The sequence below is a fragment of the Streptomyces sp. NPDC022910 genome (assembly GCF_055561075.1).
The window spans coordinates 16261-42812 of record NZ_JBVHHL010000006.1 but is presented as its reverse complement, the minus strand read 5'-3'; the positions used below and the strand labels follow the sequence as shown (position 1 = coordinate 42812).

The following is a 26552-nucleotide window of genomic DNA, read 5'->3' as shown; positions in this document are numbered from 1 at the left end:
CGCAGTGCAACGGGACACGACTGCCTCGGAGGTATCGCGATGATCGAGCAGTACGTGTGGGGTCTTCAAGAGGTTGACGAGACGCAGGTCGCGGTCGTCGGCGGCAAGGGCGCTCACCTGGGCGGGCTGTCGCGGATCGAAGGCATCCGCGTGCCGGCCGGCTTCTGCGTGACGACGGACGCCTTCCGGCGGACCATGGCGGAAGCGCCGTCGATCGACGATCGGCTCGATCAGCTGTCGCGCCTGCATCCGGACGACCGTGAGGAGATCCGCACGCTCAGCGCGGAGATCCGCCGGACCATCGAAGGGATCGCCATTCCGGGCGATCTCGCGACGGCGATCACCCGCGCGCTCGCCCAGCTCGGCGAACAGGCCGCCTACGCCGTCCGATCCAGCGCGACGGCAGAGGACCTGCCGACGGCCTCCTTCGCCGGCCAGCAGGACACGTACTTGAACGTCGTGGGGCCGGCGGCGATCCTCCAGCACGTCAGCCGGTGCTGGGCCTCGCTGTTCACCGAGCGGGCCGTGACCTACCGCCAGCGGAACGGCATCGACCACCGTACGGTCCACATGGCCGTGGTCGTGCAGCAGATGGTCTTCCCGCATACGGCAGGCATCCTGTTCACGGCCGACCCGGTCACGGGCAACCGGAAGGTCGCCACCGTGGACGCCGGCTTCGGCCTCGGCGATGCCCTGGTCTCCGGCCTGGTGAACCCGGACGTCTTCAAGGTGCGACACGGCGAAGTCGTCGCCAAGGCGATCGCCGCCAAACAGCGTGCCGTTCAGGCCCTGCCGGCTGGCGGTACGCAGGAGGTGGCGATCGACTCGCAGCGGCGGGAGGAGCCGACGCTGACGGATGCGCAGGTCGTGCGGCTCGTGCAGATCGGGCGGCGGATCGAAGCGCACTTCGGCCGCCCGCGGGACATCGAATGGTGCCTGGTCGACGATGACTTCTGGATCGTCCAGAGCCGGCCGATCACGACGCTGTTCCCCATCCCGGAGACCGGCGACCAGGAGAACCACGTCTACGTCTCCGTCGGCCATCAGCAGATGATGACCGACCCCATGAAGCCCCTGGGGTTCTCCATGTGGCAGCTGACGGCCATGGTGCCGATGCACGAGGCCGGCGGGAGGCTGTTCGTCGATGTCACCCGGCGCCTGGCCACGCCCGCGAGCCGCGCCGGCCTCCTGGACGTCATGGGGAGAGGCGATCCGCTGGTCAGGGACGCTCTGGAGACCGTCCTCGACCGCGACGACTTCGTCCCGTCGCTCCCGGACGCGGGTCCCGGCGGGCCGCCGGCCAGCGGTGCGTCCGCCCGGATCGAGACCGATCCGGCCATCGTCACCGAGCTGATCGAGCGCAGCCAGGCGTCCATCGCCGCCCTGGAGCGCGACATCCGGACGAAGACCGGACCGGCGTTGTTCGCCTTCCTGCTGGAGGCCTTCGAGGAGCACAAGCGGGTCCTCGGTGACCCGCTGAACATGCAGGCGATCACGGAGGGGATGGAGGCCACATGGTGGCTCAACGACAAGCTGGAGGAGTGGCTGGGTGAGAAGAACGCGGCTGACACGCTCACGCTGTCCGCCCCCGACAACGTCACGTCGGAGATGGGACTGGCGCTGCTCGACGTCGCGGACGTGATCCGCCCGCATCCGGAGGTGGTGGCGTTCCTGCAGGGCGTCGAGGACGAGGGCTTTCTGGACGAGCTGGCGAAGCTCGCGGGCGGGACCGAAGCGCGCGACGCCATCGAGTCCTACCTCGACCGGTACGGCATGCGCTGCGTCGGCGAGATCGACATCACGAGGCCACGTTGGCGCGAGCGCCCCACCACGCTCGTGCCCGTGATCCTCGACAACGTCAGGAACTTCGAGCCGGGCGCCGCCGAGCGGCGCTTCGAGCAAGGGCGACAGAAGGCGCAGAAGAAGGAACAGGACGTGCTGTCACGCTTGCGGGCCCTGCCGGACGGGGACGAGAAGGCCGACGAGGCCAAGCGGATGATCGACCGGGTCAGAACCTTCATCGGGTACCGGGAGTACCCGAAGTACGGCATCGTCAGCCGCTCCTTCGTCTACAAGCAGGCCCTGCTGCAGGAAGCCGAGCGCCTCGTGCAGGCCAACGTGCTTCCTGAGAAGGAGGACATCTTCTACCTCACGTTCGAGGAACTCCACGACGTCGTGCGCACGAACCAGGTGGATGACCAGCTCATCCAGCAGCGCAAGGACGCGTTCCGGTCGTACCACGCGCTCACACCGCCCCGGGTGCTCACATCGGATGGTGAGGCCGTCACCGGGGCGTACCGGCGCGACGACGTGCCGGCCGGCGCCCTGATCGGCCTACCGGTTTCCGCCGGGACCATCGAGGGAAGGGCCCGCGTCATCCTTGACATGGGGGAGGCCGACCTCGAAGCGGGCGACATCCTGGTCACGACCTTCACGGACCCCAGTTGGTCGCCGCTGTTCGTCGGAATCGCGGGCCTGGTGACGGAGGTGGGCGGCCTGATGACCCATGGCGCAGTGATCGCCCGGGAGTACGGCTTGCCGGCCGTCGTGGGCGTGGAGCAGGCCACCCGGCTGGTCCTGGACGGGCAGCGGATCCGCGTGCACGGAACCGACGGGTACGTCGAGATCCTGCCTTGACCGAGCACACCGAGAAGCCCCATCCGTAGCTTGGACCAAACAACGCCGAGCAGTTGATGACCACCCCACGACCGCCGCCCGCAACGCGGAGGCTGGTTGGCGAGCTGAGCATTGCGGCTGGTGGGCGAGTTGATCTCTGTTGGGCGACGGTGTGGATGTCGTTGCGGAGCGGGTGCATAGGATCGCCGGCATGGCACTGCGACCTGTTCAGGTGAACATAAAGGCTCTTGATGACTCGGAGGTCGGCCGGTTCTGGGCGGAGGCGCTCGCTGGAGTGTTTCCAGCGAGGGCCCCGGCGTGACCAACGTTGAACCCGGCGGCGGCTTCGTCTGGCCGGACCCGGTCGCCGTCTGCATCGACGTCGTTGCCGTCCCGGAACCCAAGACCACAACGAAGAACCGTGTGCACCTCGATCTCGCCACCACCTCTGCGGCCCATCAGGCGGAGTTGGTCGCGCGCCTCGGGGCTCTCGGTGCGACGCCCGCCCACGTGGGCCAGGGCGACGTGCCGTGGACGGTCCTTGCCGACCCGGAGGGCAACGAGTTCTGCGTGCTGCAGCCTCGGGAGATCTACCGGGACACCGGGCCGATCGCCCGGGTGGTGGTCGACTGCGTGGATCCGCGGGCCATGGCCCGGTTCTGGGGTGAGGCGAATGGACTGGACCCTGCATGAGGTGACTGACGATCATGCGGTGTTGCGCTCCGCCAAGGGTGTCGGCCCGTATCTCGAGTTCCTCCGCATGCCCGGCGTGAAGACCGTGCCGGACCGCGTCCATCTTGACCTGCTGCCGTACCCCGGTGACGACAAAGCAGCGGAGGTGAGCCGGCTGCGGGCCCTCGGCGCCACCGACCTCGACCTCGGCCAGGGCGACGTCCCGTGGACGTGCCTGGCCGACCCGGAGGGCCACGAGTTCTGCGTCCTCGGCCCGTCCTGACGCGGAGCCTTGGCCACACCCCGACACGTGTGCCTTGTGTGCTCATGCGCCATGACTCCGGGTGGGTTGGGATGCGGCGTCTCGGTCGATTCGGGCGGCGAGAGCTTGCGTGTCGGGGGCGAGATCAGCTCGCCCGCCAACCACAACACTCAACTCGCCAACTGATTCCTGATGTCGTCTGTCAAGCCGCGAGGGCGACGAGCGGTGTGGGCTTGTTGCATCGGCCGTCACGTAGGAGGCCCCCCAGGACATCGACGCGGCGACGAGCGAGAGCGAGCACGGCCTGGGTGCGGCTCTTTCCCTCGGCGCGCTTGAGGTCGTAAAACCGACGGGATTCTGTGCAGTGCGGGATGCTGAACATCATCGAGGTAGAGAAGACCCGTTGGAGTGGCCGACTGTAGCGCTCGGGGCGGCGGAGGTTGCCGCTGATCTCGCCGGAATCGCGAGGCACCGGCGCAACGCCACCGAAGCCGGCAAGACGGCCAGCGGTACTGAAGGCAGCCATGTCGCCACTGGTTGCGGCCAGGGACTCTACGCCCAGGCAGGACCAGACGCCCGCCGGACCGTCCGAGCCGCGACGTGCGGAGCATCCGTATGCTCCCGGCATGAGACTCTTCCGGCCGCGCGGCCGAGACGACGCCGGGCAGATGGCGAGATCCCCCTTGGCCCAGGCCACGGCCCTGTACCAGGCCGGGCGCTATGCCGAGGCGGAGGCCGAGGCCCGCGCCGTGGCCGCCGCCCGGCCCCGGCTGCGCGACGACTTGTACGCACCGCTGGCGCTGAGCATCGCCGCGCTCGCGACGGGCGCCCAGGGCCGCCACGCCGAGGCGCTCGCCGGATACGACGCACTGCTGCCCGTCTTCGGCAGGATCTTCGGCGCCGAACACCCGCAGACCCTGAAACTGCGCTCGGACCGCGCCCAGACGCTGAGCGCGCTCGCCCGGCACGCCGAATGCGAGGCGGAGTGCGCGGCCGTCGCCCGGGCCGCGACCCGCGGCACCGGGCCGGAGATGCCGCTCATATTGGCGGCCGCCCGCAACGGACTCATCTACGCCCTCAACGCGCAGGGCCGCCACCCGGAGGCCGAGGCACTCGCCTGCGAGGCCCTCGCCGCCCATCGCGTACCGGATCGGCTCACCCTGGTCCTGCGGCTCGGCCTGGCCCGCAGCCTGGGCGGCCAGGCCCGCCACGAGGAGGCTCTCGCCGAGGCGGAGCGCGCCGACGAGCTGCGCCGCAGCCTTCCCGAGGAGCAGCGCCGCCCGGAGACCGGCGCCGTCGGGCTGGCCCTGGCCGGCGCCCTGCTGGGGCTGGGCCGCAGTGCTGAGGCCCGCACCCGGGCCTCGGCCGCCCACGACGCCTGCCTGGCCGCCCTCGGCCCGGACCACCGCCGCACTGCCGAGGCCCGGGCTCTGCTCGACCGCATCGACGGCGCTTGACCCGCTCCCCACCCGCCCACCGCCGAACCCACCGCCGGCTGCTTCACCAGGGTGAATCCGAGTTGCTGGATGACGACGTCAACGACGCCCACCACGGTGCCCTTGAGAACCCCCTCCCGACATCGGGCACGCATTCGTGCGCGCATCAGGGAATGCCGGCGTGGGTTCGCGCACCCGAGGCACGCCGTCGGCGGACGGCGGTGAGAGCGGCGAGCAGGATCAGGGCCTGGAGCGAGGCGCCGCCGACAGCCGCGCCCAGCCGCAGACCAGGCGGGTGGAACGAACACGTGAGGCTGGTCGAGGAGCCGTCGAGGGGGACGGCGATCAGCCCGTGGTACTCCCCCGCGGGCACGGCGGGAGCGTCGCCCGTAGCGCAGCGCCAGCCGGCGATCCGGGGGGCAGCGACGACTGCGGTTCCGGTGCTGCCCGCCGGGAGTTCGGCCCGGATGGTGCCGTCGGAGACGGTCAACTCCTTGGCGCCGGTGGATTTGAGCCGTTGGACGACCGCGCTCAGCCCGGTGGTGTCAAGACAGCCGACCGCGCCGTCCGGGATGAGGCTCGTCCGGTCCGGAGACAGTTCGATCAGGAGGCGGCCGGAAGCCGGAACCCGTCCGAGGCGCTGCATGGCGGCGATCTTGGTGAAGCCGTGGTCGGACCTGAACCGCCCGGTCAGGCCTCGGGCCGCGGCGCCGGTGAGTCGCGCGGTGCCCGAGAAGTTCGGCGCCCACAGGTACACCTCGCTGCCGACCGGGCAATCGGCCGCGATCGTCGGCCTCGGCACGGCGTTCCCGGCGGGAAGGGCGCCGAGGCGCAGGCCCCGTCGCTCGGCGTCACTACGGTCCAGCGGCTTCCCGGCACGGTTGCGCACCGTGAGGCGGGGCACGGTGTACACCCGGCTGCCCAGCAGCAACTCCTGATTGCGGTACGGCGAGGGCCCCCACACGGACATGCTCGTGCGAGCGGGGCCGGACGACCGCACTGTGACCAGGGGCGGTACGTCCTGACTGGTCACGGTCACCTGGCTTCCGTCCTGCGGGAACCAGTTCTGATGCGGGTCGGGCGGGGAGTGCACGCGTGCCCCGACGGAGAAGATCACGTCCGTGACGGCGTTGTCGAGGCTCTGCAGGTTCCGGCCCCGCGAGGTCCAGCCGCCCCCCAGGGCCATGACCATGCGGCTGAGGACGTCTGAGGTGTGGCTGCTGTAGTACTGGGCGCCCTGGCCGCCCACGAGCAGCGGGTCGTTGCCGACCGTCTGCTCCCGTCCCGGATCGGTGCGGTACCGGGGCCAGCCGTCGGCCTTCGCGATCGCCTCCGACTGCAGCTGCTGCCGTGCCCCCCAGGGGGCGTAGTCGTCCATGCGCGCGATCCGCAGCCGGGTGGCCACGGCGGAGGTGGCGGTGGCCTCCCCGAGCTGCGCGCCGACGAGCAGCGCGACGGCGAACCCTGCCAGCGCGGCGCGGTGCCCGCTGCCGGCGAGACGCCCGCCGTCCGTACTGGCGAACAGGGTCAGCCCACCCACTGCGCCCACAGCGGCGAGCAGCAGCACCGGCCATGCGAACGGCCGTACCAGATCGCTGCGGCTCGCCAGGGCTGTGATCAGGGCGAGCAGCGCGCAGGCCGCGAGCAGTGCGCGCCGGTCGGGCGGGCCGTACGAGAGCGCGTGCCAGGCGGCGATCACCAGCAGCGCGCACAGGACGAAGGCCTGGCGGTAAGGACTGCCCTGCGGTGTGGTGAAGGCATGCCAGAACAGGTGGGCCGGCGTCCACTGCATCGACAGCGTCACCCCGACCACCAGCAGCGTCCATCCCGTGCGCACTCGCCGGGGTACCGCGCGGTGGAACGGCAGGGCAAGGGCGAGCAGCAGCGCCGTGATGCCCACGTACACGGCCGGCGTACCGAAGCTGTACGTCGTCGGTAGCAGACGGGCCAGCAGGTCGTCCCCCGTGACCGGGGCGAATCCCGTGAATCTGCCGGGGGAGGCGTGCGTGGTGCCGAAGTACACCACCGTCACCAGCGGTGCGGCCAGGCCCACGCCGAGTGCGACGGTGACGGCGGCGCGGCCCGCCGCCGCGAGCGCCTGTCGGCGCGGAAGGTCGGCGAGCAGCAGTCGGAGCAGCAGCACCAGGCCAGCACCGATGGTGGCCATGTACGCGGTGTAGAAGTTGGCGATCCAGGCGAGGGCCACCACCAGCACACCGAGGAACCGGCGTCGTCCGTTCAGCGTCCACTCGCCGACCAGGCACAGCAGCGGCAGGGCGATGAGGCCGTCGAGCCACATCGGGTTGTACGCGGCGTCCGCCACGCTCCAGCCGCACAGGGCGTAGGAGGCGCCCAGCAGTCCCGCCGCCCACCAGCGACCGGGGCGCAGCACGATCAGCAGCCAGGCCATGGCGGCGCCCGCCGACGCGGCCTTCAGCACGGTGATCACGTACACCGCGAGGTCGATCTCGTCCCGCGGGAACACCACGACCAGCAGGGCGAACGGGCTGGTGAGGTACGTACCGAGGTCGGGCAGGAAGCTGGCGCCGAACCCGGACTGCCAGTTGACGAGAAGACCGCCGTCGGCCCTTCCGTGCAGCAGGTCCCACAGGTGCGCGTGGTAGGGCACGTACTGGTTGCCCAGGTCGTTGATGCTCCGGGGGCGGGGCCCGAAGGGGTAGCTGCGGGCGACGGCACTGGCGGCGCAGAACGCCGCGACCGTGATGACCGCCGCGAGGAGGGCGGCGGCCTGCCTGGGCCCGGTCGGCAGCCGGAGCCACGTACGGCGGTCGTGCGTCCGGCCGGACGGAGGATCGGCAGGCCGGCGCGGCGCGGCTATGGGGGGCGGATTGCCGCCGTGAGTGGTTCCGGTCCTCGGCTCGGGACGCGTTGTCGGTTTCACACCCTGTTCCTGTCCGGACGTCGCCGTGCGTTCCCTTGAGCCGTGCCACTCGGCGCCAAGGGCCCGTCCCCTGAAACGGCCATGGGCAGGGTCGAGCGGTCCATTCTTGGCGAGCCCCCTGAAAAGGTGCGACGCATGGCGTCTCGGTCCGGGGGCGTGACTCCCCGCGCGTCTTCGATTCGTGAGATGAGACGGGCGGTGTTTCGGGATGGTTGTGCCGCACCGGAAAGTGGTGCATTGAATTCCGAATGCACTCGGCTTTACGGATGACTTCCTTTACCGCGAAGGAAATCGGAGTTGTCTCACACATGAATTCCGGGTAAGCGCGCTGCGGCGGCAGCCCGCCCGATCCTGTGGCTGCATGGACACCCTCCACGAGCCTCCACGCGCTTGACCTGGAGCACGCTCCAGGTTCTACGGTCGAGTCATGACCAGCGGACACCCCCTTCCGCAGGAACGGGACCCCTCCCTGACCATCGCCCAGATCGCCGAGCGCACCGGACTCTCGCACGACACGCTGCGCTACTACGAGAAGGCCGGCCTGATCGAGCGGGTCGGCCGGACCAGCGGCAACCAGCGGCGCTACGAGGCGGCGGACCTGGCCTGGCTGGAGTTCCTGCTGCGGCTGCGCGAGACCGGCATGTCGATCGCCGACATGCAGCGGTTCGCGCAGCTGCGGGCGAGAGGAGACGTGACGGTCGCCGACCGGCTGGCGATGCTCCGGCAGCACCGCGCCGAACTGGACGACCGGATCCGGGCGTTGCGCCGCAACGCGATCGCACTGGACGACAAGACCGACCACTACGAACGGCTGCTGCACGAGCAGCAGCCGGGATCGGAAGACCCGACATGAGCGAGAGCACCACCCGTGAAGACCGTTTCGCCCACGGCCTGGACGTCCTGAAGCGCGTCGACGGCGAGGCCGGGCAGCGGGTCGTCGACTCGCTCGCCGACATCAGCCCCGAGCTCGGCCACCAGATCGTCGCCTGGGCCTTCGGTGAGATGTACGACCGTCCCGGACTTGCCGCGCGCGACCGCCAGTTGGTGACGCTGGGGGTACTCACCGCGCTGGGCGGCTGCGAGCTCGAACTCGACGTGCACGTCAACGCGGCCCTCAACGCGGGTCTCACCCCGGAGCAGATCGTCGAGGCCCTGCTGCACTCGGCGGTGTACTGCGGCATACCGCGGGCGCTGAACGCGACCCTCGCCGCGAAGAAAGTCTTCGCCGAGCGGGGGCTGCTCCCGCTCGGTAAGCAGCCCGCGAAGGCCCCGGCTACCTCTGCTTGATCGTGGACGTGAACGGCGCGACGGCCGTGGACGTCTCGGTGTTCACCACGTCCGGCGTGGCCAGCGCGGTCACCCGGGCCTCGGACGCGGCCTTTGGTGACGGCTTCATTGTTCGAAATATCGGCCAGCGATCAGGATTCCGAACGGCGACACGAGAGAGGGCATGAGCGCGTCAATGGTGCGTGCGCGGGGGTGCCGTGCCGGGCACGACGGTTTCGGACGTAGGGTCGACCGCATGGTGGATCGTGGGCTCTGGCCCGTGAAGGACGTGCTGGCCCATCTCGCCGGGCGCTGGCGGGTGGAGCGCACCGTGCGAGACCTCGCGAGCGGTGAGGAAGGGCACTTCCGCGGGACCACCGTGTTCTCGCCCCTCGAGGACGGCGGCGACGGGCTGCTGCACCATGAATCGGGCACCTTCGTCTGGCGGGGCACGCCCCGTCCCGCACAGCGGACGCTCTGGTTCCTGCCCGGGGCGTCCGCCGGCACCTCGGACGTCCGGTTCGGCGACGGCCGCCCGTTCCACGACCTGGATCTCACGAGCGGCCACCACGTCGCCGAGCATCCGTGCGCCGCGGACCTCTACCGGGGCGAGTTCACGGTGCCCGACGAAGACCACTGGCGCACGGTCTGGCGGGTGGGCGGGCCCGCGAAGGACCTCGTCCTGACCACCGACTACACGCGCGAGCGCCTACCGTCAGACACGCTCCCGTGACGCGGCCTCCAGACGCAGGTTCCAGCGCCCGTTGTGGCCGGCGAGTGTGACCGTCGACAGGGGGCGGACGTCGATGTTCCAGTACGACGCCGGCTGCGCCTTCAGCGCGTACACCAACGCGGCCCGCACCACCGACGGTTCCGCCACGGCGACGATGCGACTGCCGTCGTCCACGGGACGCGTGTCCAGCCAGCCGCCCACACGGGAGATGAACGACATCAGCGACTCTCCGCCGTGCGGCGCGGAGCGGGGGTCGGCGAGCCAGGCGTCCACCGCCGAGGGCTCCCGGGCCATCGCCTCGCCCAGCGTGAACCCGCGCCAGCGGCCCATGTCGCAGTCCCGCAGTGCGGGCTGCACCAGTGGGGCGTACCCGAGCGCGTCCCCGGTCGCCCGGCTGCGGGGAGTCGGCGAGCAGTAGCGCAGCTCCGCGGCGGCCAGCGACACCAGGTCCGGGGCGACACGCTGCACCTCGTCCCAGTCGGCCTGGTCCAGCGGCCGGTCGTCCTCGAAGCGCTCCGCGAGCACCGAGGAGCTGCGCGCGGCAGCGACGAATGTGACCCGAAGATGCATGCGGCGATCGTGAGCCGCCCAAAGTGCGCAGGTCAAGAGGGCGTTTCTCAGGAGTTACCAAGGGTATCGGCGTCTTGACGCACGGTGCTCCGACCCGGCCGGTCGAGCCAGAGCACCATCCACTCGTCCGGCTTGTCGAGCGGCTCGAAGCCGTGCTGCGCGTAGACACCGTGCGCGTCGCTCGTGGCCAGCAGGACGCGGCGCAGCCCCAGCGGGGCGAGGTGGTCGCGGACCGCGCCGACCAGCGCGGTTCCGACGCCCTTGCCGCGCGCCGACCGGTCGACGTAGACGTCACACAGCCACGCGAAGAGCGCCTCGTCGGTCACCACTCGGGCATATGCCACCTGCTCGCCCGAGGCCGTCTCGTACACAGCGAAGTTGAGGGACTTGGCGACTGCCCGCTCGTGCTTCTCACGGGGCCGGTCGATCGCCCAGTACGCGTCGGTCGACAGCCAGTGGTGGGTACGGTCGATGTCGATACGGGCGGGGTCGGCGGAGAACTCGTAGCCGTCGGGAAGGCCGGGCGCGTCGGTCATGGCGGGAGCCTCCCAGGCCCGCACACCGCTGTCGAGCCGTTTTCGTCCGCCCGGCAAGGGCGTTGTCAGTGGCAAGTGCGATGCCGCGGGAACGACGGGAACCACGACGGCCGCGTCGGGTGCGCGGGACCGCGGACCCGACCGGGCGGGCGTACGACGCCTGGGACGCGTACGACGGCGACCAGCGGTTCGTGGCGTTGGCGGCGGTCGGCGAATGGGCGCTCATGGTCGAGGTCATCGGCCTTGTGGGCATCACACTCGAGGTCATGCCGCCCTTCTGTCCCTGGAGTTCGTCGGCGGACCGGTGCCGATGGCCTAGCGGGGCGAGAACACCTCCGTGCAGGCCGTGTGCAGGCGGTGTACGCCCTCCGTGATCTCTCCCGTCCCCGCGACCGCCGCGAAACTCAGCCGCAGGTGGGCGGCGGGAGGTTCGGCACTGAAGTACGGGCGCCCCGGGGTGACCGCCACACCCGCGCGCAGGGCGCCCGTGACGAGGGCGGACTCGTCGGTGCCGTCGGGCAGGCGCACCCAGAGGTGGTAGCCCCCGGTGGGGACGTGCGGCAGGGCGAGTTCGGGCAGGCTCAGGCGCAGGGCGGCGGTCATCGTGTCGCGGCGGCGCCTCAACTCGGCGGAGACGGCACGCAGATGGCGCGGCCAGGCAGGGGAGCCGACGAGTTCGAGCGCGGCCTCCTGCAGAGGGCGCGGCACGAAGAAGGTGTCGACGATCTGGATGGCCCGCAGCCGCTCCAGGACCGGACCGCGGGCGGCCAGCGCGGCAACCCGGAAGCTGGGCGAGGTGGCCTTGGTGAGGGAGCAGACGTGCACGACGACGCCGTCGGGATCCTCGGCTGCGAGCGGGTGCAGCAGCGGACCGGAGTCCTCGTGCACCAGCCGTCGCACGAAGTCGTCCTCGATCACGAACGCCCCGGCGTCGCGCGCGATGCGCAGCACCTCGCGCCGGCGCTCGGGCGCCAGGACGGCACCGGTCGGGTTCTGGAACAGCGGCTGGCAGACGAAGACGCGGGCGCCGCTCGCGCGGAACGCGTCGGCGAGCAGGGCGGGCTTGACGCCGTCCGGGTCGACCGGCACGGGCACCGGTCTCAGGCCTGACGCGCGGGCGATCGCCAGCATGCCCGGATAGGTGGGCGACTCGACCAGGACCGGGGCGCCCGGTGGCGCCAGTGCCCGCAGCGCGGTGGTGAGCGCGGACTGGCCGCCCGCCGAGACCAGTACATCGGCCGCGGCGATGGCGCCGCCGATGCCCCGCGCGAACCACTCGCGCAGCTCGGCGATCCCTTCGACGGGCGGGCGCGCCCATGCGCCGGGCCGCCGCCCGGCACGCGACAGGGCCGCGCCCATCGCCCGCTCCGGCTGCAGGGAGGGGTGCAGATAGCCGCCGTTGAACTCGACGACGCCGGCGGGCGGGGCGGCCAGTGAGACCAGCACTCCGGAGGCGTCGACACTGCGCGGTACGAGCTCGGCGGACGTGTCCGCACTCAGCGCCACCTCCTGCCAGGCGGTGTCCCCCAACGCCTGGGACGTGGCACGCGGCTCGGCGCGGAACGCCCCCGCTCCGGGCCGCGTCACCACGAGCCCCTCCACGGCCAACTGCGCCAGTGCCCGCGACACGGTCACCGGGCTCACCCGAAACCGCTCGACGAGCGTACGACTGGACGGCAGCTTCTCACCTGGAGAGTAGCGCTTCAACTCCGACCGCAGCCGAGCGGCCAGCTCACCCACACTGCTACGCTCTTCCATGAGAGTCGAGAATAGCGCTACTACACAAACGTCGATAGCGGTCGGCCCGACCCCCGGGACCACACCCGCGAGCGACTCGGGCACCGGCAGCCGAACCCGAAGCACGGACACCAAGGGCCTTCTCCCTCGGACCGGCATGCTGCAGGCCGCCCTCGGTGTCCTCGCGTTCTCGCTCACGTTCCCCGCCACCGCCTGGGGGCTGGAAGGCTTCGGTCCCTGGACCCTCATAGGGATACGCAGTGTGCTGGCCGCGGCCGTCGCCGGCGCGTGTCTGCTCGCGCTGCGCGTCCCCCCACCCCCACGGCCGCACCGGGCGGGGCTCGCCGTCGTCGCGGCGGGGGTCGTGCTCGGCTTCCCCTTGCTGACCACCCTCGCCCTGCAGACCTCGACGACCGCGCATGCCGCCGTGGTCGTCGGGCTGCTCCCCCTGACCACCGCCCTCTTCTCGGCGCTGCGCGTCGGCACCCGGCCCTCCCGGACCTTCTGGCTGGCCGCCCTCGTCGGCGCAGCCGCCGTGATCGCGTTCACCGTGCGGCAGAGCGGCGGCCGGCTGACCGGCGCGGACGCCTACCTCTTCGGTGCGCTCCTGGTCTGCGCCGCGGGCTACACGGAGGGCGGCAGGCTGGCCCGGGTCATGCCCGGATGGCAGGTCATCGGCTGGGCGCTGGTCCTGTGCCTGCCGCTCACCGTGCCCGGGGCACTCATCGCCCTGACGTACGAACCGGTCCGTCTCACGATGCACAGCGTGACCGGACTGCTGTGGGTGGCGGCCGGATCGCAGTTCCTCGGGCTGGTCGTCTGGTACCGGGGCATGGCCGCCATCGGCATACCGAAGGCCAGCCAGTTGCAGCTGGCACAGCCGCTGCTCACACTGGTGTGGTCGGTACTGCTCCTCGGCGAGCACCTCACTCCGGCCGCACCGCTCACGGCCGCCGCGGTACTGGTCTGTATCGCGGTCACACAGCGGGCGCGGGGCTGACCGGGGCGAGGCGCACGGACCGGGCCGACCGGCGCCACCCGGCCGTAGACTTGCGGCCACGGACCGATACTCCCGCAGCGACGAGGAGGTCCATCAGATGCACGCAACTGTGGGCGACAAGTTGGTGCAGCACGGCAGGATCGTCGGGCAGCACGACAAGGTCGGTGAGATCGTCGAAGTGATGGGCACGGATGGGAACCCGCCGTACCGCGTCCGCTTCCAGGACGGGCACGAAGGCGTGTGCTCACCGGGCCCGGACACCGAGATCCGCCACAAGGACATCAGCCAGCAGATCGGACAGTAGACCGGTCGGACTTCAGCGCGGGGGCTTCGCCGGCTGCGCATAGTGGTCGGCGACCACCCGCGCCATCGTGCCGATCGGGTCCTCGGCCACGTCCTTGGCGGCGAAGAAGACATGCCCGCCCACCTGGGGGTAGCGCGTGGCCAGGGTGAGGTGCCGGGAGAGTTCCGCCGGGTCCTGCCAGGCGGCGGGCTGCGCCGGGTCACCGGCCTTGTACAGCGCCTCACCCACGTACAGTCGCACGGGCGAGCCCTGGGCGACCTGCGCCCACCAGCGCACGAGCTCCGCGTAGTCGGCCGCGGCGTAGCCGATGTTCCAGTAGAGCTGCGGGCAGATGTAGTCCAGCCAGCCGGACCTCACCCATTTCCTGGTGTCCGCGTACAGGTCGTCGAACGTCTGGACCCCGGCCCGGGTGGCCGAGCCGCGGGAGTCGGTCTCGGCGTTGCGCCACACCCCGAAGGGGCTGACCCCGAAGGGGGCGGCGGGACGGACCTGCCGGACGCGGGCCGCGGTCTCCTGCACCAGGAGGTCGATGTTGCTGCGGCGCCAAGCTGCGCGGCTCGCGAAGCCGCCGCCGTGGGCCGCGTACGCCGCGTCGTCGTCGAAGATCTGGTCGGCGACGGGATACGGATAGAAGTAGTCGTCGAAGTGGACGCCGTCGAGCGGGTAGCGGAGTACGGCGTCGAGAATCGCCTCCTCGACGAAGGCGCGGACCTCGGGCAGACCGGGGTTGTAGAAGAGCTTCCCGCCGTAGGCCACGACCCAGTCGGGGTGCCGGCGGGCGGGGTGGGAGGCGACGAGCCGCGAGAGGTCGGTGTGGGTGGCGACCCGGTAGGGATTGAACCAGGCGTGCAGCTGAAGTCCCCGCGCGTGCGCCTCCTCGACGGCCGTACCGAGCGGGTCCCAGCCGGGGTCCTCGCCCTGGGTGCCGGTGAGGTACTGGGACCACGGCTCGTAGGGCGAGGGCCACAGCGCGTCCGCCGAGGGGCGTACCTGGAAGAAGACGGTGTTCAGCCCCCGCCGTACCGCCATGTCGAGACGGTCGCACAGCTGGGCGCGCTGGACGGCGGGCGACAGACCGGTTCGGGAGGGCCAGTCCCGGTTGAAGACGGTGGCCAGCCACATCCCCCGCATCTCGGCGGTGGTACGCCGGTGCTGGGGGGCGGCCGTCGCACCCGTGGTGAGGGCCGACAGTGCGGCCACCGCGAACGCCCGCCGTGACAACCGGCCCATCTGCCCACCCTCGTACGCTTCGGATCCGCACCGTCACGGATCGTCTCCGCGCCCAGCATGCCCCCACCCCCACGATCGATCATCGATACTTGGGAGTAACGTGCACGAACGGAGCAGGCGACCGGAACCCGAATGGACCTGCCACAGCCGTAGATCAGCGAAAGGGACGATGTGACGGACAACCCGGGAGGCATCGCGCGCGTCGGAGTGGTGGGCTGCGGCCAGATGGGAGCGGGCATCGCGGAGGTGTGTGCCCGCTCCGGACTGGACGTGAAGGTCGCCGAGACCACCGGCGAGGCCCTGGAGATCGGGCGGACCCGCCTGTTCAACTCCCTGTCCAAGGCGGCCGAGCGCGGCAAGATCTCCGAGGAGGAGCGGGAGGCGACGCAGGCACGCCTCACCTTCACCACCGACCTCGGCGAGTTCGCCGACCGGGACCTGGTGATCGAGGCGGTCGTCGAGAACGAGCAGGTGAAGACGGAGATCTTCCAGGTGCTCGACCAGGTCGTGACCCGTCCGGACGCCATCCTCGCCTCCAACACGTCCTCGATCCCACTGGTGAAGCTCGCGGTCGCCACTTCGCGTCCGGACCAAGTGGTCGGCATCCACTTCTTCAACCCGGCCCCGGTGCAGAAGCTCGTCGAGCTGATCCCGGCGCTGACCACCTCCGAGGGCACCCTCGGCCGGGCCCAGCTGTTCGCCGAGAAGGTCCTCGGCAAGCACGCGATCCGCGCCCAGGACCGCTCCGGCTTCGTGGTCAACGCGCTGCTCGTGCCCTATCTGCTGTCCGCCATCCGCATGTTCGAGTCGGGCATCGCCGGCCGCGAGGACATCGACAACGGCATGGAGCTGGGCTGCGCCCACCCGATGGGCCCGCTGAGGCTCTCCGACCTGATCGGCCTGGACACGATCGTCTCGATCGCCAACTCCATGTACGAGGAGTACAAGGAGCCCCTGTACGCCGCTCCCCCGCTGCTCCAGCGCATGGTGGAGGCGGGCCGACTCGGCCGCAAGACGGGCTCGGGCTTTTACACCTACCCCTGATGACGGACCGTCAGTCTCGGGCCAGGGCGGGCCCGGCACCGTCTCCGGTGCCGGGCCCGCGCCATTCACACACCGTGTGCACTCCGGACCCGCATATGCCGCTCGCACACTCTCCCCACGCGCCCACCAGGCGAGTTGACTCCTCATGCGCATGCAAGGGATGTGACGACTACGGAAAGGAGCGGACTCGTGACCGCCGACCCCGAGCATCCCGTGGTCCACGGAGAAGTCGCAGAGTTACGCCGTCGCCTCGATGTGGCACACGCCAGGGTCGAGGGAGGGCTGGCCCTGCTCAGTCATCGCGCCGAGCAAACCACCAAGGAGCTCGACGACCTGAGTCTGAGGATCGTCGCGCTGGAACACACGCGCTGGCCGCTGCCCGCGGTCGCCGCCCTCACGGCCGTGGGCGCACTCGTCGTGGCGATCTGGCAGGCTCTCGGGCACTAGCCCGTCGGGACACGGTGGGAATCAGGGCACTGCGTCCTGCCCGAGCCTGAGGTGGTGCAGGAGGAGCAGCGCGGCTGCCATGTTCGCGGCCGGGACCTCTCCGCGGGCGACCATGTCCGGGACGAGCTTGAGGGGAACCCATTCCCGACGGTCCGACTCGAAGTCGTCCACGGGGTGTCCGATGTACTCGCCCTCTTCGGCCCAATAGATGTGGTGCCGGGCGTCGGTGAGCCCGTTGGAGGGCTCGACGCTCATGAGATGGCGCAGAGGTCCCGGCCGCCAGCCGGTCTCCTCCTTGAGCTCGCGGGCCGCCGCCGCTGCGATGTCCTCACCGTCCTCGACGACACCCGCTGCGAGTTCCCACCCCCAACTGTCGGTGATGAAGCGATGCCGCCACAGCAGCAGCACTTCGTTGGCCTCGTTCACGACGGTGGCCACGGCGACAGGCCGCAGCCGTATCAGAAAGTGATCGAGGTGCCGGCCGTCCGGCAGCTCGACATCAGCCAGATTGACGCTGAACCAGCGGTTCTCATACACAGTTTGCTCGTTCTGTTTCGTCCACTGCACGGTTCTGCCACCTTCCGCCGAGTAAGTGGCAATATCGCAGCAGGAGCGTCCACTCAGCAGGCTCACAGCGGAGCACCCCCGGCGCAGCGGCGGGCGCAGTCGTCCGCGCTGACGGGTCGGCGCGGACGTCCGGGGTGGTGGGACCGTGTCTACAGCGGTACGCGCAGTGCCCCGTCGATGAGTTCGGCCGCCTCGGCCGTTCCGGCGCAGCCGTTGCGCACGAGGTGCTCGCGTACCGCCCTCAGTCTGTCTCGCAGGCGCATGGACTCCATTCCCCGTGCCCGCTCCGCCATCTCGACGGCGGTGGCGGCCGCCCTGTCGGCATGGCCCTGGCGCAGTTCGATCTGGCTGAGGATCGCGAGCCGGTGCACCCGGCCGCGGTCGTGTGCGGGCGTGTCGACGGCGGCCGCGGCGTGCTCCCCCGCCGCCACCAGGTCGCCGAGGCTGAGCAGCGCCTCCGCGACCTGGACGTTGACGAGGCCGGGCTGGACATATCCGGTCTCGTCAGGCTCGGAGCCGCGCCGGATGCGTTCGGCGGCCGACTCGGCCCGCCGTATGCAGGACAGCGCGCCCGAGGCGTCGCCGAGGTGCGCGTACGCCTTGGCCTGCATCGCGTACAGGTCGGAGGCGAGTGCCGGGGTGATCTGCTTGCCCGCGGCGCGCAGCGCGGCCTCGGCGAAGGCGACGGACTGCCGGTACTCCTTCATGAACAGCGACTGGTTCACCAGCAGGGCTATCACATAGGCGCCGAGCCCCCGGTCACCGCTCGCCTTCGCCAGGCGCAGGGCCTGGTGGAAGTAGCGCTGGGCCAGGCCGTGGGCGTCCGAGTCGTACGCGCAGATACCGGCGATCGCCACCAGACCGCCGGTGGCACGGTGCAGTTGGCGGCCCATGGCATCGGTGTAGCTGCCGCGCAGCAGGGGCGCCGTCTCGGAGTTGAGGAAGCCGACGATACGGCTGCGGGTCGCGATGCCTCCCGCCTTGCGGTACATCTGCTCGTAGTGGGCGCGGGCGGCGCGCAGCATCTCCACGTCGGCCGGGGTGACCCGGTGTCTGCCGCCGCGTGAGACGTCCACGTCCTCGGGAGGGTTCTCCCACTCCCACACGGGCATCACGGCCGGCGTACCCGTGACGGCGGGCGCGCCCAGGATGTGGGGGCGCTGTTGTTCGTCGGAGCGCCACAGGGCCGTGGCCCGTTCGACGAAACCGGACAGGCCGGAGCCGTGCGGGGTGACCGGTTCGCCGGGCACACCGAGGCCGATGTCGTCGAGGGTCACCGGGCGGTGCAGCCGGGCGGCGAGCACCTCACAGATCAGATCCGGCACCTGACCCCGCGGACGCTGGCCCTTCAACCACCGTGCCACAGCGGTGTGTTCGTATCTGAGCGCGAGTCCGCGCGCCCGCCCCGCCTGGTTGACGTGTGCGGCGAGTCCCGCATGGGAGATCCCGGCCTCGTCGAGGATCGCGTCGAGCAGAGTGTTGGGCTGCATGGGTGCCCTCCGGTGGCTCGGTGCCGACAGGGTAGTGGGTCCGGATTCACACGGGGTGTGAATCGAGTGCGCGAATCCCGGCTGTGCGCGCGCTGTCGCGGAGAGTTTCCGGCCGCTTGACTTGAATCCCTCGTAAGAGGCCGGCCGGGCCGCCGGCTCCCCCTCATACAGTGCGGCGGCTCGATTCGCGCCGTCCGTCCAGCTGCCTGCCCGACACTCCGTGGCGGGGCGGACGGCGTGGCCGGGGGGACACGACGGCACTCCACCGGGAAGGGCGGGCGGGTGACTAGAGGTGGTTGGTGGGGTGCGGGTCCGTCGTGGTCTCCCGTGTCCACGCGGCGGAGCCACTTGTGTCACACTCTCGCGCTCCTGTCGGGGCGCACCCGTGCCTGCGGTCGTTGCGCAGGACCAGAAGGGCCACGTCGTCGGCGAAGTGGCCGCCGGTGTGGTGCAGAAGGCCGGTGAAGACGCTCCGCAGGACCGTCTGTGGTTCAACGGTCCCCGCACGGACGGCCTCGGTGAGTGCGGCGGACAGCGGGAAGAACCGGCCGCGGCCGTCCCGAGCGTCCTGCGCGCCATCGGTGTACAGGAACAGCGCCTGTCCGGGCAGCAGCCGGCCGCATTCGGTGGCGGGCAGGTCGTCGGGGAGCGGGAAGGGCCCGAGCGGAGGCAGCGGATCGGCGCGGGCCAGCGGTTCGAGACGGCCGGGCTCGAGCAGATACGGCCATGGATGACCGCAGTTCAGGGCGCGCAGCCGCCCGTCGCGGCCGAACTCCAGGAACAGGAGGGTCACGAACTCCTCCGCGACCGGGCTGTCCGGCGCCCGGCCGGACGAGGGGTGTTCGGCCCGGGCCCGCTCGCGCAGGTGCCGCGCCAGTGCCCGATCGAGTCGGCGCAGCACCCGGGCGAGTTCGGGCTCGTCGTGGGCGGCCTCGCGGAAGCTGCCGAGTACGGCAGCCACGGTGGCGAGGGCGGCGAGTCCGTGTCCGCGTACATCGCCCATCACGATGCGGACACCGTGCTCGGTGGCGATCACCTCGTACAGATCGCCGCCGACGGTGGCTCCGCGGTCGGCGGAGAGCCGGGCCGCGGCGACGCTCAGACCGTCGACGCGCGGCGGCAGCGGGCGCAGCACCACGCTCTGGGCGACCCCCGCGACCTTGCGAGCCTGTCGCAGCTCCCGCAGGAGGACGTGCCGGACGTGGAGGAGCAACCCGGTACCCACGGCGAAGACCACCGCGCTGCCGGCGATCCGCGCGCCGAGCCCACTCTGCCGGGCGAGCGGACAGGCCAGTTTGTACGTCAGCGCCGTCGCGCCCCAGAAGACGGGCGGACCGATGGCGAGCGCACGCCCGAGGAGCCGGGGGTCCCTGCGGGACCGGCGGGCGGCACGTCGGGCCAGAACGGTCGTGAGTCCGCCGCCGGGCTGTGCCCGGGGGCGTGGCCTGGGGACAGGCCCAGCTTTGAGACGGAACATGCCGGCCCCCCATGAGAGCCCTGAGTACGCAGAAGCGGCCCGCAGGGTCCCTCCTCGCACCCCCTGAGCCGGTCCGATTCTGTCGGCCACATGCCCCGGACAGTCCGGATCGCCCGGACCAGCCACCCGAACGAGTGAGGTGATCGACGGGGGTGTGGGGGTTCGCCCCCCACAAGGAGGGCGGGGAACTGCGCGCCCGGCTGCGAACCACTCGCAGCCGGAGAACAACCCGCAGCTCCCCGCGGCCTCCCGACGTAGGCCACTAACTCCGCAGCGTGGCCCCCGTACGCTCGGCGGCCAGTGCGACCGCCGCGTCGCGGGCCGCGGATGCCTCGTCGACGGTCAGGGTGCGGTCGGGGGCACGGAAGCGCAGCGCGTACGCCAGCGACTTCTTGCCCTCGCCGAGCTGCTCGCTCTCGTACACGTCGAACAGCCGGATGGACTCCAGCAGCTCGCCGGCGCCCTCACGCAGCGCGGTCTCGACGTCCGCGTGCGGGACGGCCCTGTCGACGACCAGCGCGACGTCCTGGGTGGCGACCGGGAAGGTGGAGATCCGCGGCCCCTTCACGGGACCGCTCCCCGCCTGCTCCAGCAGGTCCAGGTTCAGCTCCATCGCGCAGCTGCGGGCGGGCAGACCCAGGCTCTTCAGGACGCCGGGGTGCAGCTCACCGGCGTACCCGACGACCTCCTCGGTCCCGTCGAGCACCACGGCCAGCTCGGCGCAGCGGCCGGGGTGCCACGGGCCGTACTGGCCCGTGCGGACGATGAGGTCGGTGCCGGCCTCGCGGGCGACGATGCGCGCGGCCTCGATCGCGTCCGCCCAGTCGGCCGGGCGGCCCTTGCCCCACCAGCCGACCTGCTCGCGGGCTCCCGCCAGGACGACGGCGGCGTGCCGCGGCTGCTCGGGCAGCGCGGCCGTGAGCGACGCGATCTCCTCGTCGGTCGGGCGGCGGTCGACAGACAGACGCAGGGCGATGCGCTGCTCCTCGCGCGGGTGGAAGACCAGCCCGGTCTCGAACAGCGCCAGGTCGTGCGAACCACGGCCGTCGTTGCGGCGCAGCGCGCCGAGCAGGCCCGGCAGCAGCGTCGTACGAAGCGCGGGCTCCTCGTCGGAGAGCGGGTTGACCAGCTTGACGACCCTGCGGTTCGGGTCGTCGGCGGCCAGGCCGAACTGGTCGAAGATCTGCTCGCCGATGAACGGGTAGCTCGGCGCCTCGACATAGCCGGCGCCGGCCAGCGCGCGGCCGACGCGGCGGTGAAGCCGCTGCCGGTCCGTCAGGCCGCGACCGGCCGGGGGCTTGGGCAGCGTGGAGGGCAGGTTCTCGTAGCCCTCCAGCCGGATGACCTCCTCGGCCAGGTCGTTCGGGTCGGTGAGGTCGGGCCGCCAGGACGGGACGGTGACGATCAGCTCGTCCTGCCCGTAGACGTCACAGCCCACCTCCTGGAGCCGGCGTACGACGATCTCGCGGCCGTAGTCGACGCCCGCCACCTTGTCGGGGTGGTTCGCCGGAATGGTGATGGTGCGCGGCGCGGACGGCGCGATGACCTCGGTGACGCCCGGCTCGGCGGTGCCGCCGGCGAGGAGTACCAGCAGGTCGACCGTGCGCTGCGCGGCGGCGGAGGCGGCCAGCGGGTCGACACCGCGCTCGAAGCGCTTGGACGCCTCGGAGGCCAGCCTGTGGCGGCGGGCCGTGCGCGCGATGGAGATCGCGTCGAAGTGCGCGGCCTCGATCACGACGTCGGTCGTGGGACCGGCCTCGTGGTCGTTGTCGGCGATCTCGGTGTTGGCACCGCCCATGACGCCCGCCAGGCCGATGGGGCCACGGTCGTCGGTGATCACCAGGTCCTCGGCGTCCAGCGTGCGCGTCACGCCGTCGAGGGTCCCGATCTGCTCGCCCTGCTCGGCCCTGCGCACACCGATCGGACCCAGGATGCGGGAGCGGTCGTACGCGTGCAGGGGCTGGCCGAGCTCCAGCATCACGTAGTTGGTGATGTCGACGGCCAGCGAGACCGGGCGCATGCCTGCCTTCTGCAGCCGGCGCTGCAGCCAGATCGGGGAGCGCGCCTCCGGGTCGATGCCGGTGACCGTGCGTGCGGTGAAGCGGTCGCAGCCCGTCGGCTCGGAGATCTTCACCGGGTAGCCGAACGCGTTCGGCGCAGGGACGTCGATCAGCGCCGGGTCGCGCAGCGGCAGACCGTAGGCGATGGCCGTCTCGCGGGCGATGCCGCGCAGCGAGAGCGCGTAGCCGCGGTCGGGGGTGACCGCGATGTCGAGGACCTCGTCGACCAGCTCGAGCAGCTCGATCGCGTCGGTGCCGACCTCGATCTGAGGCGGCAGGACGATGATGCCCTTGCTGCCGTCGTCGCCCATGCCCAGCTCGTCGCTGGAGCAGATCATGCCGTGGGAGGTCTTGCCGTAGGTCTTGCGGGCGGCGATCGCGAAGCCGCCGGGCAGCACGGCCCCCGGCAGCACCACGACGACCTTGTCGCCGACGGAGAAGTTGCGGGCGCCGCAGACGATCTCCTGCGGCTCACCCGTGTCATTGGCCTGGCCGACGTCGACCGTGCAGAACCGGATCGGCTTCTTGAAGCCGTCCAGCTCCTCGATGGACAGCACCTGGCCGACCACCAGCGGCCCCTTGAGGTCGGTGCCGAGCTGTTCGACGGTCTCGACCTCGAGACCGACCGAAATGAGCTTGGCCTGGACGTCGCGCCCGGTCTCTGTCGCCGGCAGGTCGACGTACTCCCGCAGCCAAGAAAGCGGGACCCGCATCAGATCTCCATCCCGAACGGCCGGGTGAACCGGACGTCACCCTCGACCATGTCTCGCATGTCTTCGACGTTGTGGCGGAACATCAGCATCCGCTCGATGCCGAACCCGAAGGCGAATCCGCTGTACTTCTCCGGGTCGACCCCGCAGGCGACCAGCACCCGCGGGTTGACCATGCCGCAGCCGCCGAGCTCGATCCAGCCCTCGCTGGAGCAGGTGCGGCACGGCCGGTCCGGGTTGCCGACGGACTCGCCCTTGCAGACGTAGCAGAGCATGTCCATCTCGGCGGACGGCTCGGTGAAGGGGAAGTAGTTCGGCCGCAGCCGGGTCTTCATCTCCGGTCCGAAGAGCGACTGGACCATGTGATCCATGGTGCCCTTGAGGTCGGCCATGGTCAGGCCCTCGTCGACGGCCAGCAGCTCGATCTGGTGGAAGACCGGGGTGTGCGTGGCGTCCAGCTCGTCGGTGCGGTACACCCGGCCGGGGCAGACGACGTAGACGGGGGGCTCGCGGTCGAGCAGGGAGCGGGCCTGCACCGGCGAGGTGTGCGTACGCAGCACGACGCCGGACTCGCCGTGGTCGCCCTTGGGGCCCTCGACGAAGAAGGTGTCCTGCATCTGCCGGGCCGGGTGGTCGGGGCCGAAGTTCAGGGCGTCGAAGTTGAACCACTCCGCCTCGACCTCGGGGCCCTCGGCGACCTCGTACCCCATGGACACGAAGACGTCCGCGACCCGCTCCATGAACGTGGTCAGCGGGTGCCGGGCGCCGGCCGGTACCCGGTCGTAGGGCAGCGTGACGTCCACCGACTCCTCGACCAGCACGCGGGCGTCACGCTCGGCCTCCAGCTCGGTCTGGCGGGCGGCGAGGGCCTTGTTCACGGCGCCGCGGGCCATGCCGACGCGCTTGCCGGCCTCGGCCTTGGCGTGCGGGGGCAGGGCGCCGATCTCGCGGTTGGCGAGGGACAGCGGCGAGGAGGGGCCGGTGTGGGCGACCTTGGCCTCGTGGAGCGCGTCGAGGGAGTCCGCGGCGGCGAAGGCGCCGAGCGCCTCGTCCCGCATGCGCTCGATCTCTTCCGGTTTCAAGGCCTCGACCTCGACAGGGTCGTACGACTTATTGGGTGCCGACATCTCTTCCCGTGCTTCCGATTGGCTGGCTGAAGGTCCCCGTCACTGGTCCTGACACTGGTCCGATGACAAATCGTCGCCGACTTCGGGACGCAAAGGTGCCAAAGGCCGAGTCTAACGGGGTGGGAGCGGCTACCGGACCGGGTGTCCACGAGCGGCCCGGCGGGGGCTCCCGGGGAATACGGAGGAGCCCGTGGGCCTCGGCGGCGTTACTGGAGATACGCCGGTGCGCCCACGGGCAACATAAATCGGAACTCGGCCCCGCCGCCGCGGGCGCGGCCGACCGTGATGGTGCCGCCGTGGGCCTCGACGATGCCCTTGACGATGTAGAGCCCGAGTCCCGTGCCGCCGCGCTTGCTGCCCCGCCAGAAGCGGGTGAAGACGCGGTTCATGGATTCCTCCGGGATGCCGGGGCCCTCGTCGCTCACCGTGACCGACGTACCGGCGTCCTCCTCTTCGCGCGGGGACACCGAGGGCGTGATGTCGATGGTGACCGTTCCCTCGCCGTGGCGCACCGCATTTTCGAGGAGGTTGCTGAGCACTTGGTCGATCTTGTCGGGGTCGGCCCAGAGCGCGGGCAGCGGCTGCTCCATGCGCAGCAGGAAGCGGTCGGCGGGCTGGCCCGCGGCGACGTACGCCTGGATGTGCCGTCCGACGGCCGCGCCTATGTCGACGAGCTGGCGCCGCACCTCCAGCCGCCCCGAGTCGATCCGTGAGATGTCCAGCAGCTCGGCGATCAGACGCGTGACCCGGTTCGCGTCGGCGTCGACGGTCTCCAGCATCAGCCGCTTCTGGTCGTCGGTGAAGCGTTCCCACTTGGCGAGCAGAGTGGCCGTGAAGCCCTTGACGGAGGTGAGCGGCGAGCGCAGCTCATGGGCCACGGTCGCGATCAGCTCGGCGTGGCTGCGCTCGGTGCGGCGCCGTGCCTCGGTGTCACGGAGGGAGACGACGAGGCGGCGGATGGGTCCGGTGGGACGGGTCCGCACATACCGCGCGGACACGAGTACCTCCCGTCCGCCGGGCAGCAGCAGGTTGCGCTCCGGCTGCCGTACGCGGATCGCGAGCCCGCCGTACGGATCGGTCAGCTGCCACCAGCGCCGCCCCTCGAGGTCCTCCAGCGGCAGCGCCTGTTCGAGGCGCCGGCCGAGGGCCTCGGCGGCGGGGAGAGCGGTGATGCGGGCGGCCGCGGCGTTGAAGCAGATCACCCTGCCGTGTTCGTCGGCGATCACGAGGCCGTCGGGGAGTTCGTCCGGGTCGATGCCGAGCTCGGCGAGATCACCGCGCCGGGACGCGGGCGCGGGGTGCGCGTCCCGTGCTCCCGGTGCCCTGCTCGTGCCGATCATGCCCGTACCCCACCTCTCATCGGGGGAGCGGCCCCGAGCCCGCCACCCTACTAGCCAGAGGTGACGGAACGGCACCCTCCGGCCGCGCGCTGTGCACGGGCGGACGCATAGAGACATACGGCGGCGGCGGTCGCGAGGTTCAGACTCTCGGCCTTTCCGTGGATCGGCACCCGCACCACGGCGTCGGCCAGCGCGCGGGTCTCCTCCGGCAGCCCCCAGGCCTCGTTGCCGAAGACCCAGGCGGTGGGGCCGCGCATGGTGCCCCTGTCGAGCTCGTCGTCGAGGTCCTGCTCCCCCGCGCCGTCGGCTGCCAGGATCCGCACACCGGCGTCCTTGAGCCCGGCGACGGCGCGGTCGACGGGAACGCCGACGGCCACCGGCAGGTGGAACAGCGAGCCGACGGAGGCGCGGACGGCCTTGGGGTTGTAGAGGTCCACGGAGGCGTCGGTGAGGACGACGGCATCGGCGCCGGCGGCATCGGCGCAGCGCAGAACGGTCCCGGCGTTGCCGGGGTCACGGACGTGGGCGAGGACGGCGACGAGCCTGGGGCGGCTCCTCAGGATGTCGTCGAAGGGGGTGTCGAGGAACCGGCAGACGCCGACGATGCCCTGCGGGGTGACGGTGGTGGAGATGTCGGCGATCACCTCCTCCGCCGCGAGGTGGACGCGCGCACCGGCGGCCCGTGCCTCGCCCACGATGTCGGCGTACCGCTCCGAGGCGTCGGGGGTGGCGAACAGTTCGACGAGGGTGGCGGCACCGTCGGCCCGATGCGTCGCCGCCTCGCGCACGGCCTGCGGCCCCTCCGCGAGGAACAGCCGCTCCTTCCCCCGGAAGTTGCGCTTTCCGAGCCGCCGCGCGGCGCTGACTCGGGGCGAGCGGGGGGAGATCAGCTCGGGGGCCGGGGGCATGGAGTCACCTTCTGGAGTGCGGAAGGGTGGTCGGGTGAGTGTGTCTCGGAACGCAGTCGGACCCGCAGGCTCCGTAAGCCTGCGGGTCCGTTTCACCTCCGGCTAGGGCCGGTGCAGC

At 71.2% G+C, this 26552-nt stretch carries 23 protein-coding genes and 2 pseudogenes; 11 read left to right on the top strand and 14 right to left on the bottom strand.

Going from position 1 to position 26552, the window contains the following annotated elements:
• Positions 1 to 39 precede the first annotated feature (39 nt).
• Together rph and ACZ3TS_RS07920 are read left to right on the top strand one after the other, a co-directional pair.
• Entirely contained in the window at positions 40 to 2637 is a 2598-nt protein-coding gene (gene rph, locus ACZ3TS_RS07925) for a rifamycin-inactivating phosphotransferase (protein ID WP_467614666.1), read from the top strand.
• A 190-nt stretch (positions 2638 to 2827) separates the two neighbouring features.
• A pseudogene (locus ACZ3TS_RS07920) lies at positions 2828 to 3571 on the top strand (VOC family protein).
• 181 nt (positions 3572 to 3752) lie between these two features.
• Here the strand turns inward: ACZ3TS_RS07920 and ACZ3TS_RS07915 are convergent.
• A pseudogene (locus ACZ3TS_RS07915) lies at positions 3753 to 4127 on the bottom strand (transposase); the annotation flags it as partial.
• 49 nt (positions 4128 to 4176) lie between these two features.
• On the opposite strand from ACZ3TS_RS07915, the gene ACZ3TS_RS07910 reads away from it, so the two are divergent.
• Positions 4177 to 5007: a tetratricopeptide repeat protein gene (locus tag ACZ3TS_RS07910; protein WP_467614663.1), complete on the top strand. Its 831-nt coding sequence runs from the start codon at positions 4177 to 4179 to the stop codon at positions 5005 to 5007.
• Between the two features lie 145 nt (positions 5008 to 5152).
• Here the strand turns inward: ACZ3TS_RS07910 and ACZ3TS_RS07905 are convergent, their stop codons facing one another.
• Positions 5153 to 7756 (bottom strand): YfhO family protein, encoded by a 2604-nt coding sequence (locus ACZ3TS_RS07905; RefSeq protein WP_467615137.1) that lies wholly within the window; start codon positions 7754 to 7756, stop codon positions 5153 to 5155.
• A gap of 559 nt (positions 7757 to 8315) precedes the next feature.
• On the opposite strand from ACZ3TS_RS07905, the gene ACZ3TS_RS07900 reads away from it, so the two are divergent.
• Positions 8316 to 8741 (top strand): MerR family transcriptional regulator, encoded by a 426-nt coding sequence (locus ACZ3TS_RS07900; protein ID WP_467614661.1) that lies wholly within the window; start codon positions 8316 to 8318, stop codon positions 8739 to 8741.
• Complete coding sequence (locus tag ACZ3TS_RS07895) at positions 8738 to 9175, top strand: carboxymuconolactone decarboxylase family protein (protein ID WP_467614658.1); 438 nt, start codon at positions 8738 to 8740, stop codon at positions 9173 to 9175. The genes ACZ3TS_RS07900 and ACZ3TS_RS07895 overlap by 4 nt, the downstream gene beginning before the upstream one ends.
• Here the strand turns inward: ACZ3TS_RS07895 and ACZ3TS_RS07890 are convergent.
• A complete protein-coding gene (locus tag ACZ3TS_RS07890) occupies positions 9162 to 9284 on the bottom strand; it encodes a hypothetical protein (RefSeq protein WP_467614655.1) in 123 nt (40 codons plus the stop codon). The two genes, ACZ3TS_RS07895 and ACZ3TS_RS07890, sit on opposite strands and share 14 nt — an antisense overlap.
• A 126-nt stretch (positions 9285 to 9410) precedes the next feature.
• Between ACZ3TS_RS07890 and ACZ3TS_RS07885 the strand changes: the two genes are divergently transcribed.
• On the top strand, positions 9411 to 9887 hold the full coding sequence (locus ACZ3TS_RS07885; RefSeq protein ID WP_467614652.1) for a DUF6314 family protein: 477 nt from the start codon (positions 9411 to 9413) through the stop codon (positions 9885 to 9887).
• Here the strand turns inward: ACZ3TS_RS07885 and ACZ3TS_RS07880 are convergent.
• Both ACZ3TS_RS07880 and ACZ3TS_RS07875 read right to left on the bottom strand, forming a co-directional pair.
• Positions 9870 to 10457, bottom strand: a complete 588-nt coding sequence (locus ACZ3TS_RS07880) for a histidine phosphatase family protein (protein ID WP_467614650.1) — start codon at positions 10455 to 10457, stop codon at positions 9870 to 9872. The genes ACZ3TS_RS07885 and ACZ3TS_RS07880 overlap by 18 nt on opposite strands.
• A 47-nt stretch (positions 10458 to 10504) precedes the next feature.
• Positions 10505 to 10993, bottom strand: a complete 489-nt coding sequence (locus tag ACZ3TS_RS07875) for a GNAT family N-acetyltransferase (RefSeq protein ID WP_467614647.1) — start codon at positions 10991 to 10993, stop codon at positions 10505 to 10507.
• 80 nt (positions 10994 to 11073) lie between these two features.
• On the opposite strand from ACZ3TS_RS07875, the gene ACZ3TS_RS07870 reads away from it, so the two are divergent.
• On the top strand, positions 11074 to 11367 hold the full coding sequence (locus tag ACZ3TS_RS07870; RefSeq protein WP_467615134.1) for a DUF6461 domain-containing protein: 294 nt from the start codon (positions 11074 to 11076) through the stop codon (positions 11365 to 11367).
• Here ACZ3TS_RS07870 and ACZ3TS_RS07865 read toward each other — a convergent pair.
• Positions 11309 to 12751: an aminotransferase-like domain-containing protein gene (locus ACZ3TS_RS07865; protein ID WP_467614645.1), complete on the bottom strand. Its 1443-nt coding sequence runs from the start codon at positions 12749 to 12751 to the stop codon at positions 11309 to 11311. The genes ACZ3TS_RS07870 and ACZ3TS_RS07865 overlap by 59 nt on opposite strands.
• Between ACZ3TS_RS07865 and ACZ3TS_RS07860 the strand changes: the two genes are divergently transcribed.
• Together ACZ3TS_RS07860 and ACZ3TS_RS07855 are read left to right on the top strand one after the other, a co-directional pair.
• Complete coding sequence (locus ACZ3TS_RS07860; protein ID WP_467614643.1) at positions 12750 to 13730, top strand: DMT family transporter; 981 nt, start codon at positions 12750 to 12752, stop codon at positions 13728 to 13730. The genes ACZ3TS_RS07865 and ACZ3TS_RS07860 overlap by 2 nt on opposite strands.
• A 97-nt stretch (positions 13731 to 13827) precedes the next feature.
• Positions 13828 to 14034, top strand: a complete 207-nt coding sequence (locus ACZ3TS_RS07855) for a DUF1918 domain-containing protein (RefSeq protein WP_467614640.1) — start codon at positions 13828 to 13830, stop codon at positions 14032 to 14034.
• 12 nt (positions 14035 to 14046) lie between these two features.
• Here the strand turns inward: ACZ3TS_RS07855 and ACZ3TS_RS07850 are convergent, their stop codons facing one another.
• A complete protein-coding gene (locus ACZ3TS_RS07850) occupies positions 14047 to 15264 on the bottom strand; it encodes a glycoside hydrolase family 10-like protein (protein WP_467614637.1) in 1218 nt (405 codons plus the stop codon).
• Positions 15265 to 15435: 171 nt separating this feature from the next.
• Between ACZ3TS_RS07850 and ACZ3TS_RS07845 the strand changes: the two genes are divergently transcribed.
• Both ACZ3TS_RS07845 and ACZ3TS_RS07840 read left to right on the top strand, forming a co-directional pair.
• Positions 15436 to 16308: a 3-hydroxybutyryl-CoA dehydrogenase gene (locus ACZ3TS_RS07845; RefSeq protein ID WP_467614634.1), complete on the top strand. Its 873-nt coding sequence runs from the start codon at positions 15436 to 15438 to the stop codon at positions 16306 to 16308.
• A gap of 189 nt (positions 16309 to 16497) precedes the next feature.
• Positions 16498 to 16755 carry a hypothetical protein gene (locus ACZ3TS_RS07840; RefSeq protein ID WP_467614631.1) on the top strand — a complete coding sequence of 86 codons (258 nt, stop codon included), beginning with the start codon at positions 16498 to 16500 and terminating at the stop codon, positions 16753 to 16755.
• A gap of 21 nt (positions 16756 to 16776) precedes the next feature.
• Here the strand turns inward: ACZ3TS_RS07840 and ACZ3TS_RS07835 are convergent, their stop codons facing one another.
• The 7 genes from ACZ3TS_RS07835 to ACZ3TS_RS07805 all read right to left on the bottom strand — a co-directional run bounded on the left by ACZ3TS_RS07835 (position 16777) and on the right by ACZ3TS_RS07805 (position 26434).
• Entirely contained in the window at positions 16777 to 17322 is a 546-nt protein-coding gene (locus ACZ3TS_RS07835) for an NUDIX hydrolase (protein ID WP_467614629.1), read from the bottom strand.
• A 149-nt stretch (positions 17323 to 17471) separates the two neighbouring features.
• Positions 17472 to 18812: a transcriptional regulator gene (locus tag ACZ3TS_RS07830; protein ID WP_467614626.1), complete on the bottom strand. Its 1341-nt coding sequence runs from the start codon at positions 18810 to 18812 to the stop codon at positions 17472 to 17474.
• 286 nt (positions 18813 to 19098) lie between these two features.
• The gene (locus tag ACZ3TS_RS07825) at positions 19099 to 20289 is read right to left on the bottom strand and encodes a PP2C family protein-serine/threonine phosphatase (protein WP_467614623.1); all 1191 of its coding nucleotides are present in this window, start codon (positions 20287 to 20289) and stop codon (positions 19099 to 19101) included.
• 262 nt (positions 20290 to 20551) lie between these two features.
• Positions 20552 to 23062: a phenylalanine--tRNA ligase subunit beta gene (gene pheT, locus ACZ3TS_RS07820; RefSeq protein WP_467614620.1), complete on the bottom strand. Its 2511-nt coding sequence runs from the start codon at positions 23060 to 23062 to the stop codon at positions 20552 to 20554.
• The gene (pheS, locus tag ACZ3TS_RS07815) at positions 23062 to 24186 is read right to left on the bottom strand and encodes a phenylalanine--tRNA ligase subunit alpha (protein WP_467614617.1); all 1125 of its coding nucleotides are present in this window, start codon (positions 24184 to 24186) and stop codon (positions 23062 to 23064) included. Before pheS ends, pheT begins: the two co-directional genes overlap by 1 nt.
• Before the next feature lie 206 nt (positions 24187 to 24392).
• Positions 24393 to 25526, bottom strand: coding sequence for a sensor histidine kinase (locus tag ACZ3TS_RS07810; RefSeq protein ID WP_467614614.1), 1134 nt, complete (start codon positions 25524 to 25526; stop codon positions 24393 to 24395).
• Positions 25527 to 25576: 50 nt separating this feature from the next.
• The gene (locus ACZ3TS_RS07805; RefSeq protein ID WP_467614612.1) at positions 25577 to 26434 is read right to left on the bottom strand and encodes a TrmH family RNA methyltransferase; all 858 of its coding nucleotides are present in this window, start codon (positions 26432 to 26434) and stop codon (positions 25577 to 25579) included.
• Between the last annotated feature and the right edge of the window lie 118 nt (positions 26435 to 26552).

What these genes read in the sequence shown, in the direction of transcription:
- rph (WP_467614666.1), top strand. Translation starts at nt 40, where the DNA reads ATGATCGAGCAGTACGTGTGGGGTCTTCAAGAGGTTGACGAGACGCAG.
- pheS (WP_467614617.1), bottom strand. Translation starts at nt 24,186, where the DNA reads ATGTCGGCACCCAATAAGTCGTACGACCCTGTCGAGGTCGAGGCCTTG.
- ACZ3TS_RS07880 (WP_467614650.1), bottom strand. Translation starts at nt 10,457, where the DNA reads ATGCATCTTCGGGTCACATTCGTCGCTGCCGCGCGCAGCTCCTCGGTG.
- ACZ3TS_RS07830 (WP_467614626.1), bottom strand. Translation starts at nt 18,812, where the DNA reads ATGCAGCCCAACACTCTGCTCGACGCGATCCTCGACGAGGCCGGGATC.
- ACZ3TS_RS07895 (WP_467614658.1), top strand. Translation starts at nt 8,738, where the DNA reads ATGAGCGAGAGCACCACCCGTGAAGACCGTTTCGCCCACGGCCTGGAC.
- ACZ3TS_RS07850 (WP_467614637.1), bottom strand. Translation starts at nt 15,264, where the DNA reads ATGGGCCGGTTGTCACGGCGGGCGTTCGCGGTGGCCGCACTGTCGGCC.
- ACZ3TS_RS07890 (WP_467614655.1), bottom strand. Translation starts at nt 9,284, where the DNA reads ATGAAGCCGTCACCAAAGGCCGCGTCCGAGGCCCGGGTGACCGCGCTG.
- ACZ3TS_RS07860 (WP_467614643.1), top strand. Translation starts at nt 12,750, where the DNA reads ATGAGAGTCGAGAATAGCGCTACTACACAAACGTCGATAGCGGTCGGC.
- ACZ3TS_RS07810 (WP_467614614.1), bottom strand. Translation starts at nt 25,526, where the DNA reads ATGATCGGCACGAGCAGGGCACCGGGAGCACGGGACGCGCACCCCGCG.
- ACZ3TS_RS07885 (WP_467614652.1), top strand. Translation starts at nt 9,411, where the DNA reads ATGGTGGATCGTGGGCTCTGGCCCGTGAAGGACGTGCTGGCCCATCTC.
- ACZ3TS_RS07855 (WP_467614640.1), top strand. Translation starts at nt 13,828, where the DNA reads ATGCACGCAACTGTGGGCGACAAGTTGGTGCAGCACGGCAGGATCGTC.
- ACZ3TS_RS07825 (WP_467614623.1), bottom strand. Translation starts at nt 20,289, where the DNA reads ATGTTCCGTCTCAAAGCTGGGCCTGTCCCCAGGCCACGCCCCCGGGCA.
- ACZ3TS_RS07875 (WP_467614647.1), bottom strand. Translation starts at nt 10,993, where the DNA reads ATGACCGACGCGCCCGGCCTTCCCGACGGCTACGAGTTCTCCGCCGAC.
- ACZ3TS_RS07805 (WP_467614612.1), bottom strand. Translation starts at nt 26,434, where the DNA reads ATGCCCCCGGCCCCCGAGCTGATCTCCCCCCGCTCGCCCCGAGTCAGC.
- ACZ3TS_RS07865 (WP_467614645.1), bottom strand. Translation starts at nt 12,751, where the DNA reads ATGGAAGAGCGTAGCAGTGTGGGTGAGCTGGCCGCTCGGCTGCGGTCG.
- ACZ3TS_RS07870 (WP_467615134.1), top strand. Translation starts at nt 11,074, where the DNA reads ATGCCGCGGGAACGACGGGAACCACGACGGCCGCGTCGGGTGCGCGGG.
- ACZ3TS_RS07900 (WP_467614661.1), top strand. Translation starts at nt 8,316, where the DNA reads ATGACCAGCGGACACCCCCTTCCGCAGGAACGGGACCCCTCCCTGACC.
- pheT (WP_467614620.1), bottom strand. Translation starts at nt 23,062, where the DNA reads ATGCGGGTCCCGCTTTCTTGGCTGCGGGAGTACGTCGACCTGCCGGCG.
- ACZ3TS_RS07910 (WP_467614663.1), top strand. Translation starts at nt 4,177, where the DNA reads ATGAGACTCTTCCGGCCGCGCGGCCGAGACGACGCCGGGCAGATGGCG.